The following is a 9630-nucleotide window of genomic DNA, read 5'->3' as shown; positions in this document are numbered from 1 at the left end:
ACTCTCTACGTCATGCCCTCGAAAGAGGGCATCCAGTAAAGCCTAATAAAATCGATCAATTACAGAGATGAGATCAAGAGTCAGGCGCTGCCGGGGGAGTTAGGTGTCAGACACCTGTTTTTAAAAACCAACGAAAACCTATTTGTTTGTTTAAAAATTCTCAAAATGTTCATCATTGTCACTAGCGCTACTACTAAGCTGTAATGAGCGATTGGATGCTAAATTCATATTAGAAGAAGCTGGCAACATTGAATTAATCGCTGGCATTACCATATTTGACGATGAATCATTTAGCTTAAAGTTAGTCATAGCTTTATTTAATGTACTGGCATGCGCCGCCAGCTGATTTGCGGTTGCGGTTAATTCATTAGCCGCTAGAGCATTTCTTTGAGTTACAGCATCAGCAGCGTTCATCGCGCGATTTATCTCTGCTACAGCAGCAGCTTGTTCTTGGCTTGATGCTGATACTTCTTGTACTAACTCAGCAGTGCGAGTGATTGCTGGTACAAGTTCGCCAATAAGCATACCCGATCGTTCTGCAACGGTAACGCTATCGCTGGCAAGAGCTCCAATTTCTTTAGCTGCTGCTTGTGAGCGTTCTGCAAGTTTACGCACTTCTGATGCAACGACCGCAAAACCGCGTCCTTGATCACCGGCTCGAGCTGCTTCAATAGCAGCATTTAATGCTAATAAATTTGTTTGATAGGCTATTTCTTCAACAATTGAAATCTTATCAGCGATAGCTTTCATCGCCGCAACTGTTTCACTTACCGCTTGTCCGCTATCATGCGCATCACTGGCTCCCTTTAATGCTACTTTTTCAGTTTGCCGACTACTTTCTGCTGATTGTCCAATGCAGGCACTCATTTGTCCAAGTGAAGAAGTAGTTTCTTCTATAGATGTTGCTTGTTGAGCTGTACCTTCAGAAACAATGTTAGCTGTAATAACAAGCGCATTCGCAGCAGAAGCAACAGCATTAGCTGCTGTATTTATTTGGCTGAAAGTATTAGTTATGCTTGCGATCATTTCTTTCATCGCCATAAGCGCTTTGCTTGCTTCATCATTGTTTTTAGAATTTATTTCGATTGATAAATCACCTTGGGCAACTTGCTGGGCGATATGCGTTATATGCAAAAGCGGTCGTATGGCATTGCGCGAAATAATATAAATCAGTGCGGCACCAATAATTAAACAAATAATCAAAACAATATTTACAATGAAATGTGCCGCATTGATAGTACTATCTGTTTGGCTAATATCACTTGATAGACTAGCGTTCTGATTATCTAAATGTCGCTTCATAATTAAATCATGACTACGTTGATAGGCAGTTGCTACTGGCCCTAAAGCTAATTCACGCCCTATTGCATCATTTCCGCTATGATACGTGGCATACATAGCACTAGACTGATTTAGATATTGTTTAATGACATCATCAAGATTGCTTGCTTCATCTTTTTCTTCAGCAGTCTTAAGCAATCGGTGATAATCCTGTATCTCTTCATTATATTTATCTATTAACGCATTAAGGTCTTCTTCTTGCTTTGCTGCCACACTTTGGCCACCTATAACTTGCAGATAAGACAAGTCGTGTATCTGTTCTAAAATATTTGCTATTGAATATATTTGTTTTAGTCTCGGTAAAGATACATGATTAATATTATCACTAGTGTGTGTAACCCTATACAATGCGATTTTAGCCACAACACCAGTTATAATTGTTAGAGTAAGTATAGTACTCAAACCAATAATCAAACGAGTCCGGATCTTCAGCAGACCCCACATATGGTCCTCCATCTAGCAAGCCTACAAAATACAACCGCTAAGACAATCAAAATAACAAATCTTAAATTAATAACTAAGACAAGGATACCAGAGCTTGAAGTTAACCACTTTATTTTTTTTAAAATTATATTATTCACATTGACTATTAGGCAAAACTTGCAATATGCAAATTTCATTACCTCATTATCTGCACAGATGATTGCCAATTTACGACTCAACATGATATAAGGTCCGCCCCAATTCATAAATAGCAGATTTTTGCATGGATTTGGGATTATACACGCTAAAGCCGGTTTGGCCTGCGGTGCCTCGCTAATTAAAAAATCGGGGTAAATGGTCAACTTAAAAGGCAAGCGGACGAACATTAACAACCGCAAGGAGATTACTATGGCAGAGCTAACAATGCGTGAAATGCTTGAGGCTGGTGTTCATTTCGGGCATCAAACCAATCGCTGGAACCCCAAAATGAAACCTTATATTTTTGGGGCCCGCAATGGCATTTACATTATTGATCTGCAAAAAACCGTACCATTATTTTCTAAGGCATACCATTTTCTTAATGAAATCACTACTAAAGGTGAACGGGTACTTTTCGTTGGCACCAAAAAGCAAGCAGCCGAAGTAGTGCAAGAAGAAGCAATTAAATCTGGTCAATTCTTTGTTAATAACCGTTGGCTAGGTGGTACTTTAACTAATTATCGTACAATAAAAGGTTCTATTGAACGCCTGAAATCCATTGAAAAAATGGAAACCGATGGCACTTTTCAAAAATTGCCAAAAAATGAAGTCTTGATGCTTACTCGTGAGCGTCAAAAACTTGAACGCAACCTTGGTGGTATTAAAGAGATGACTAAGCTACCAGGTGCTGTGTTTGTTGTTGATACTAAAAAAGAACATATTGCTGTAGCCGAAGCTCGCAAACTTGGCATTCCAGTTATTGCTTTAGTCGATACTAACTGCGATCCAGATGAAGTTGACTACGTAATACCTGGCAATGATGATGCTTTGCGTTCAATACGTATTTTTGTACAAAAAGCTGCGGAAGCTTGTATCGACGGAGCAGCGGCTTATCAGAAAGCACTTTCTAGCCGTCGTGAAGAAGAGAAAGAAAAACAAAGCAAGAAAGATGTTCTATCATCTCGCGAGGCTACTCCTGGTAGTCCCAAGGTAGAAATAGTACGTGCGCCTGGTCATGAAGAAAATGGCGAAAACGAAGCTGCTTCTTCTACCTAGTCTTACTTTAGGGGGTGTCCCTAAATAAGGAGCTTTAAATATGGCAATCAGTGCAAAAGCAGTTGCAGATTTACGACAAAAAACTGGCGCTGGTATGATGGACTGCAAAAAAGCGTTAGCTGAAACTAATGGTGATTTTGATAAGGCCGTAGACTTTTTACGTACTAAAGGTCTTGCTGCCTCAGCAAAAAAAGCCCACCGCATTGCTAGCGAAGGCACCGTCGGCAGCTACATTCATGCAGGCGGCAAAATCGGCGTACTTGTTGAAATAAATAGTGAAACCGACTTTGTAGCAAAAAATGCTGATTTTCAAACACTAGTTAAAGATGTGGCGATGCATATTGCCGCCTCTAGCCCAAAATATGTTTCACGTGAGGATGTTCCAGCAGAAGAAGTCGCTAAAGAAAAAGAAATTCTAACGGCTCAAGCTGCCGAACAAGGCAAAAAGCCACCTCAGGTTATCGAAAAAATAGTTGAAGGTCGCTTAGCGAAGTTTTTCGCGGAAATTTGTTTGTTGGATCAACCCTTTGTCCGCGAGCCAGAGAAAAAGGTAGGCGACATTGTTAACGATTTAGTTGCAAAAATTGGTGAAAAAATCGTCATTCGTCGATTTGTTCGTTTTCAATTGGGTGAAGGTCTACAAAAACGCCAAGAAGACTTTGCTGCTGAGGTAGAAAAAGCTGCCCAAGGTTAATAGTAATAGACTCTCTAACAATAAAAAGGTTACAAACGCCTTGTGGCAAATTATGCTACAAGGCGTTTTGTTTATCTGGGGGTCTAAATGCACGCTAATCTGTTCGCCGTTTATACCGCAGTAACTCTATATCGTTATACTGATGCTGCAGGCATCGAATATCTAGTTAATGATATTACTGAGGTGCCAGAGACATTACGTGATCAAGCAATACGAGTAACTGGAGGAGTACCAATAGAAAAAAAAATTAAAGATATAAAAAATGCAAATAAAAAAATCATTGGCCAAAATATAGCAATTGATAAAAAGATAAAAGAAGCAACCAGCAACATTTTTACCCATAAAAACCTACAACCGCAACAAATCGTTAATCATAGCGTTATATATTCTGGTCAGCGATGGCTTAATGATATTAGTGGTGGTCACTTACATATTTCTTCAGTACTACTTGGGGCTGGTCTAATAATAATATTGCTGCTGCTTTGGTCAGCATTTAAACGCTGCCCTGGTCGTGCAATCAAAATATTATTAATGCTTATCATAGCTGCTAGTGTTGGTAGTGTTTATTTAGCTTGGTTGCGCCATATTCCCAAATCCGGCCTTGTTAGCTCGTCGCTAAATTCTCCTACAACCATTATTAATCAAGCACAAAAAGCCGTAGATAGCGCCAATCAAAAAATTCGGAATAAGCAAAATATTATTGATGGTCTAGAATAAGTTTCAACTATCCCCTTTCCAATGAGCTGCATGTGCATTAAAAGGTGCAGATGCTTACTCTCGTACAATCGCTAATTGGCGTTTTGCCCTATGTACAGATACCAGATTTTCATATTGGACCATTGCCCATTCATCCTTTTGGTGTCTTAGTCGTAATAGGTATTTTGGTAGGTTCAAAAATAGCTAGTAAACGTGCCCAGCTATTACATATTGACCGTCAACGTTTTGAATCATTAATTTTCTGGACTGTAGCAAGTGGCATAGTGATCAGCCACATGTTATCTACTATTTTCTATTTTCCCCGGCTCCTTCTCGAACAACCGTGGCAACTTTTTATGATTCACCGTGGTTTGTCCTCATTTGGTGGTTTCTTTGGTGCTGTTGCAGGATTTCTTTTTTATACCCGTAAATACAAAATGCCGGTATGGACTTGCGCTGATGCTCTCGCTTACGGCCTACCCTTTGGTTGGTTCTTTGGTCGAATGGGTTGTTCGGTAGTACATGATCATCCCGGACATTTATCCGAATCATTTTTTGCAGTAGCTTTCCCCAATGGTGCTCGTTTTGATTTAGGTCTGCTTGAACTAATGCTAACGCCTATTTTAATGACTGCAGTTATTCTTATAGGCAAACGTACTAAACGCCCTGGCGCCATCATTACTACTGTCGCATTAGTATATCCTATTCTACGCTTCCCCTTAGATTTTTTACGAGCCCCGGTTTGGGATGGCGGTGATATCCGTTATTTCGGACTCACTCCTGGGCATTATGCATCAATAATTCTATTCAGTGTTGGTATTTTTCTTTGGTTTCGTAGTCGTAAAGCAAATCAAACTCTCGCAACTACCTCTCAAGAGATTAAACGTAAAAAACGTAACGCTAAAGCAAAATAATTATTAGCATGCCTGAGCTACCAGAAGTCGAAACCGTAAGTCGTTCACTGAGACAACTTATTGGTTATACTATTTATAATATAAATATTAGAGAAAAACGCCTACGCCAAAAAGTAAATAGTGCAGCACTTAAACGCTTATGTATAAATCAACAAATCGTTAATGTACGCAGACGTGCAAAATATATTTTAATTGATTTAACTGAAGACGTGGTACTGCTGTTACATCTTGGTATGAGTGGCAAACTACGAATATTTGATACCGACAGCCCCTTAGCAAAACATGATCATATAATCTGGCAACTCAATGGTAAAAAAGATTTACGCTTTAATGATGCCAGACGTTTTGGTCTTGTTGATGTTATGTACAAGCGTGATGAAATAAAACACCCAAACCTTATTAATCTTGGGTTTGAACCTCTATCAACAATTTTTAACGCCAAAACATTATTTACGGCTACTCGTACAAGTAATAGACCGATTAAGACATGGTTAATGGATAGCACTTGTGTAGTTGGCATTGGTAATATCTATGCATCAGAAGCTCTATTTAATGCACGCATTCATCCATTGCTTGAAGCAAAACAACTTTCTTTATCTCAATCTCGTGAATTAGTACGTTCAATAAAAAATGTATTGCGCAATGCAATTAAACAAGGTGGCACCACCATACGCGATTTTATTAGCGCTAATGGTGAATTCGGATATTTCGCTAAGCGCTTGCAAGTATATGGCCGCACTGGTAAACCTTGCTATGGATGTAAACAAGCTATTGCAAAAATTACTCAAACCGGTCGCAGCACTTTCTTTTGTCCACACTGTCAACAACTTGGCCGCTAAGCATACGTTGGTGCTTTTTGATGGACGCAGCAACATACGAGCTTGCAAACAACGTCCAGTTACTATAGTTGATGTATGAAATTTTGAAAGAAAGCGATAAAGTTGTCACCTTTTAATATGAAAATTGAAATACTGATTAAACCTATTGGGATTATTCGCACGCCTTATAAAGATTCGAAAGGCATACCAATACAAGGAAAATTTGACCATGAAGTAACCGGATCTATTAAAATTTATGATGAGTATAATGATGGTCTTAAAGATATTGAAGGTTTTTCCCATATAATTTTGTTTTATTATTTTAACAGGGCAAAAGCTGAAAAAATTGTTGGACAGCCTTTTCTTGAGGATGAAACTCATGGGATATTTGCAATAAGAAGTCCTAACAGGCCAAACAAAATTGGTTTTTCTATTGTTAAACTTGAGAAGGTTGAGGAAAACATCATTACTTTTTCAGAGGTTGATATATTAGACGGCACACCTTTGCTTGATATCAAACCTTATGTTTCATATTTTGATTCCAGAGAAAATGTAAAAAACGGCTGGCTTGAAAAACATTTTCAAGATGATAAAATTCCTAAAAGGGCAAGATTAACAAAAAAAATTTATTAGCAAAAAAGAGTGTACTAAAAGTCACACTCTTTTTCATATTATTTGTAAATATTATTCAATTTTCGATTTTAGATCTTCCATTATTGCTTCCAGATCATCTTCGTGTTCCACTTCATCTTCTAATATTTCAAGAATTAAATGATAAGAGATCGGGTCTTTTCCTTCGACCATTGCAAGAAGCTTTTTATAAACTTCTATCGCACACTGTTCACCTTTAATATTCTGTTCCAGTAATTTTGTGGTTTGTGGATTAGACGGTTCATCATATCCGCAATTTGATTCTTTTTTCCACAATTCAGGATTCAAAAGCGGAGTTCCTCCGAGTTGAAGAATACGTTCTGTCAGCATATTTGCATGTTTAAGTTCTTCATTTGCATGTTCTTCAAGTTCTCCGGCTACTATCCCTCTCATTCTGCCAACTGCAACTTTTGCTCCAACCCAATATTGATAATATGCCAGCCATTCATCGGCTAATGCTTTATTCATTGCTTTCAGCAATTCATCAACATTTAATCCTACAATTTCTCGTCCTTTTGTACCCATTATTTATTTTCTCCTTTTATGATCTTCCCCTGAAATAATTGATGAGGGATTAAACGACATTGAGGATAAATCCCACCTCATATTCTGCTGGTGATTTATAACGTTGACCTTTAACCACCTCAACTTTAAAAGTATGAAATAAACTTACTGCTACAGCATTGTCAAGTTATAGGGCACGGACACTGTTTTATTTTTACAGAATTATATTTGCAAAATTATTGGTACATAATCAAAAAAACGCCGTCTATGGTGTGCTGCCGACTCTGGCAAGGACTCACCACTCTTGCCTTAACATCAATACATGGTGTACTGGCCATAAGGCAGAATACCGCGATTCGGGTGTCTGGCACCGATTAGGCTAGACAGGCTAGGGCAAATAATTGCAGGTTTGCAAACCATCGTTAATTTTATTGTCAGACATGGTATGTTAGTAGAGACGACTTAGGTTTTCAATTGATGCACTTTTTTTGCCGCATATTCACGGATATCTTTAGGCCATTTTTGAATTAGTTTTGCAAATGCCGCAATATCTCCTGAATATAATGCACGTGTTGCTTCTTCAAAATTCGCTCGATCTCCAGCAATTGCGGTAAGTACATTATTTAAAGCATCACGTTGCATTCGCGCTTGCTCTTTTTGTGGAGCAAGTTTCATCGCCGCCTCAACAAGACGACGTAACGCTGCAGATATACCATTAGGTTGCTGTTCTAACCATTGCCAATGCCGAGGTAAAAGTGTGATCTCACGACTAACTACACCAAGCTTTGGTCGACCAGGCCCGGGGATTGGCTTGCTCGTTGCCCGCTCAATTACTTCAGCAAGACTACCACGCAAATCAAAGTCTACTTGTCTTCCAGTTTCGTTACTAAAAATTAACACCAGCTCAGAATAATTTTTATCAAAGCGTTGTTTAAGCACTGGTAAAATTTCGGCTACCTCACCCTCGGCGATAAGTTTAGGACCAACAAAAGCGACATAGGTAATTGTAGTTTCCATAATTAGATATTTATACCCGGGTAAATATGTTTGTCAATATTATCCGGGTAAAATATTAAACTATCGCTAAGTACAAATGTAGGTTAGCCGCTTGTCAGCTTGTGGTTTTGATAACAACGTTCTGGCATTTTGGCTTGATGCTGTTGGTTTGTTTATCTAGCTGATAACTCCGCTTTCGAAATAGCGCCAGCAATGCCAAATTTGTTTAGTGATCTTACTTCGAGAGATTTTTCTCCTAAGTCAAGCTGCCAAAGATATGTATTACCATTTTCAGACCATGCGCCACCGTCAGTACGGATCTCAAAGTATTTAAAATTGGGAGTGAATGTTTTAAAACTTAAAGTGATTGTTGCCGCGTCTTGCACTTGTGCGGTTACTTGTACTTGCTGCAGAGCAAAATAGGGGTCTTTAGCCGGGTTTTCAGGAATAAGGAATACTGAACCTGCACCTGCAAGCCAATTGATTGTGTTGTCTTCTGAGTCTGAACAGATCTGCGTGCCACATCTGGTTATAATACTCCATGGATATTGTGGATCCGCATCCATAAAATTGGTGTTGGGAATATAGCAAATACTGGCAAATACCTCGGCCGGGTAACCATCTTTTACAATACCGCCATTAGCCCGATAAACTTTTAGGTCTAATCTTGCTTCTATTGCTGCTGCGGCGGCTGTACGCGCCTTTTGAATTCGCGGCTGTTGGTCGTTAGGAAAAACTCCTTGGTGCATCATGTAAACAATTAGATTCTCACCATCATTATTATAATAATACTCTTGGCGAATCTCATATGCACTTAAAGGTATTCCTTCTTTATTGGTTATGTAGGTGTTCTGCATTGGGTCGAGCATAACCCACTTGCCATATTGGTTAGACCAAATTTCTGTGGAACTATGAGGGGTAGCATTGCTGTAATAACCTAAACTAAAAACACTGGGCCGTTGCAGCGCTGTACCACGGCAAATCCAACCCAATGAGGCAGCCGCTGATACCAATATTTGCATAGCTTGAACACAATGGCCCTCGAAATTATCTTGTGGATCGAAAAAGCGCTCAAGAATTGCTAATGCCCCCATCGCATCGCCAGTGGGGGTGCCGAAATGCGCATCTACTATGGCAAATACCCAATTCATCAGCAAGAGTTGTTTTTCAAATTCAGTGGCACCAGACTTGATGACCTCGTCAAGTTTATACTTTGTACGTAATGTTTGCAGATTAGGATTTTCATAAGGGTCAAAGTCAAACTTTAAAAATCGCTGCGTATATAGATTATCCGCATAGGGTTCTGCACTGGGTTCGCTGATGGTTAAAACAGTTGATT

General features: G+C 39.1%; 10 protein-coding genes. 6 read left to right on the top strand and 4 right to left on the bottom strand.

Annotation, left to right across the window (positions count from 1 at the left end; all coding sequences use genetic code 11):
* Positions 1 to 150 precede the first annotated feature (150 nt).
* Positions 151 to 1785: an MCP four helix bundle domain-containing protein gene (locus JW841_01870; GenBank protein ID MBN1959668.1), complete on the bottom strand. Its 1635-nt coding sequence runs from the start codon at positions 1783 to 1785 to the stop codon at positions 151 to 153.
* Between the two features lie 387 nt (positions 1786 to 2172).
* On the opposite strand from JW841_01870, the gene rpsB reads away from it, so the two are divergent.
* The 6 genes from rpsB to tsaA all read left to right on the top strand — a co-directional run bounded on the left by rpsB (position 2173) and on the right by tsaA (position 6773).
* On the top strand, positions 2173 to 3018 hold the full coding sequence (rpsB, locus tag JW841_01865) for a 30S ribosomal protein S2 (protein MBN1959667.1): 846 nt from the start codon (positions 2173 to 2175) through the stop codon (positions 3016 to 3018).
* A 40-nt stretch (positions 3019 to 3058) separates the two neighbouring features.
* Positions 3059 to 3712: a translation elongation factor Ts gene (gene tsf / locus JW841_01860; protein MBN1959666.1), complete on the top strand. Its 654-nt coding sequence runs from the start codon at positions 3059 to 3061 to the stop codon at positions 3710 to 3712.
* A gap of 87 nt (positions 3713 to 3799) precedes the next feature.
* Entirely contained in the window at positions 3800 to 4429 is a 630-nt protein-coding gene (locus JW841_01855) for a hypothetical protein (protein ID MBN1959665.1), read from the top strand.
* Positions 4430 to 4479: 50 nt separating this feature from the next.
* Positions 4480 to 5322, top strand: a complete 843-nt coding sequence (locus tag JW841_01850; protein MBN1959664.1) for a prolipoprotein diacylglyceryl transferase — start codon at positions 4480 to 4482, stop codon at positions 5320 to 5322.
* Positions 5323 to 5330: 8 nt separating this feature from the next.
* Positions 5331 to 6161, top strand: a complete 831-nt coding sequence (gene mutM / locus JW841_01845) for a bifunctional DNA-formamidopyrimidine glycosylase/DNA-(apurinic or apyrimidinic site) lyase (GenBank protein ID MBN1959663.1) — start codon at positions 5331 to 5333, stop codon at positions 6159 to 6161.
* 117 nt (positions 6162 to 6278) lie between these two features.
* Positions 6279 to 6773, top strand: a complete 495-nt coding sequence (gene tsaA, locus JW841_01840; protein MBN1959662.1) for a tRNA (N6-threonylcarbamoyladenosine(37)-N6)-methyltransferase TrmO — start codon at positions 6279 to 6281, stop codon at positions 6771 to 6773.
* A 51-nt stretch (positions 6774 to 6824) separates the two neighbouring features.
* On the opposite strand, the gene JW841_01835 is transcribed toward tsaA, so the two are convergent.
* The 3 genes from JW841_01835 to JW841_01825 form a co-directional block, all read right to left on the bottom strand.
* On the bottom strand, positions 6825 to 7316 hold the full coding sequence (locus JW841_01835; protein ID MBN1959661.1) for a ferritin: 492 nt from the start codon (positions 7314 to 7316) through the stop codon (positions 6825 to 6827).
* 441 nt (positions 7317 to 7757) lie between these two features.
* The gene (locus JW841_01830) at positions 7758 to 8312 is read right to left on the bottom strand and encodes a DUF2239 family protein (protein MBN1959660.1); all 555 of its coding nucleotides are present in this window, start codon (positions 8310 to 8312) and stop codon (positions 7758 to 7760) included.
* Positions 8313 to 8464: 152 nt separating this feature from the next.
* The coding region (locus tag JW841_01825; GenBank protein ID MBN1959659.1) for a hypothetical protein at positions 8465 to 9630 on the bottom strand (1166 nt) is incomplete at its 5' end.

The organism is Deltaproteobacteria bacterium (genome assembly GCA_016931625.1).
Taxonomy (GTDB): domain Bacteria; phylum Myxococcota; class XYA12-FULL-58-9; order XYA12-FULL-58-9; family JAFGEK01; genus JAFGEK01.
The sequence above is the reverse complement of the archived record's forward strand: the minus strand, read 5'-3'. Positions and strand labels throughout refer to the sequence as shown.

What these genes read in the sequence shown, in the direction of transcription:
- JW841_01870 (MBN1959668.1), bottom strand. Translation starts at nt 1,785, where the DNA reads ATGTGGGGTCTGCTGAAGATCCGGACTCGTTTGATTATTGGTTTGAGT.
- rpsB (MBN1959667.1), top strand. Translation starts at nt 2,173, where the DNA reads ATGGCAGAGCTAACAATGCGTGAAATGCTTGAGGCTGGTGTTCATTTC.
- tsf (MBN1959666.1), top strand. Translation starts at nt 3,059, where the DNA reads ATGGCAATCAGTGCAAAAGCAGTTGCAGATTTACGACAAAAAACTGGC.
- JW841_01855 (MBN1959665.1), top strand. Translation starts at nt 3,800, where the DNA reads ATGCACGCTAATCTGTTCGCCGTTTATACCGCAGTAACTCTATATCGT.
- JW841_01850 (MBN1959664.1), top strand. Translation starts at nt 4,480, where the DNA reads ATGCTTACTCTCGTACAATCGCTAATTGGCGTTTTGCCCTATGTACAG.
- mutM (MBN1959663.1), top strand. Translation starts at nt 5,331, where the DNA reads ATGCCTGAGCTACCAGAAGTCGAAACCGTAAGTCGTTCACTGAGACAA.
- tsaA (MBN1959662.1), top strand. Translation starts at nt 6,279, where the DNA reads ATGAAAATTGAAATACTGATTAAACCTATTGGGATTATTCGCACGCCT.
- JW841_01835 (MBN1959661.1), bottom strand. Translation starts at nt 7,316, where the DNA reads ATGGGTACAAAAGGACGAGAAATTGTAGGATTAAATGTTGATGAATTG.
- JW841_01830 (MBN1959660.1), bottom strand. Translation starts at nt 8,312, where the DNA reads ATGGAAACTACAATTACCTATGTCGCTTTTGTTGGTCCTAAACTTATC.